The sequence below is a fragment of the Streptomyces sp. BE303 genome, from assembly GCF_036290945.1.
Classification (GTDB): domain Bacteria; phylum Actinomycetota; class Actinomycetes; order Streptomycetales; family Streptomycetaceae; genus Kitasatospora.
Genome location: NZ_JAQYWZ010000409.1, coordinates 1 through 405 on the forward strand (window position 1 = coordinate 1; position 405 = coordinate 405).

General features: G+C 75.3%; 1 protein-coding gene. It reads left to right on the forward strand.

Translation table 11 applies throughout. From position 1 onward, the window contains the following. On the forward strand, window positions 1-405 hold a 405-nt coding region (locus tag PUR56_RS07030; protein ID WP_443034453.1), incomplete at both ends, for a CurL C-terminal domain-containing protein.

A 405-nucleotide genomic window follows, 5' to 3' on the forward strand; every position in this document is an offset into this window, starting at 1 on the left:
CAGCGGCACCAACGCCCACGTCATCCTCGAAGCCCCGTCGGGCGCACCGGCTTCCGCGACGGCGTCGGACGAGGCACCGCTCCCGGTGCTTCCGATGACCCCGGTCGTCCTCACCGCCGCGAGCGAGCGGGCCCTCACCGTGCAGGTCGAGCGGCTCCACAGCTACCGGCTGTCACACCCGGACGCATCGGTGCCCGATGTCGCCTGGACGCTCGCCCACCGGACGACGTTGCCCCGGCGCACGGTGGTGCTGGCCGCCGACCGCGACGAGCTGCTCCCGGGGCTCGCCGCCGCGCAGCCCGCGGCCGAGGTCCGGCCCACCTCTCCGGCGGTGGTGTTCACCGGTCAGGGGTCGCAGCGGGTCGGGATGGGCCGCGGGTTGTCGGAGGCGTTCCCGGTGTTCGC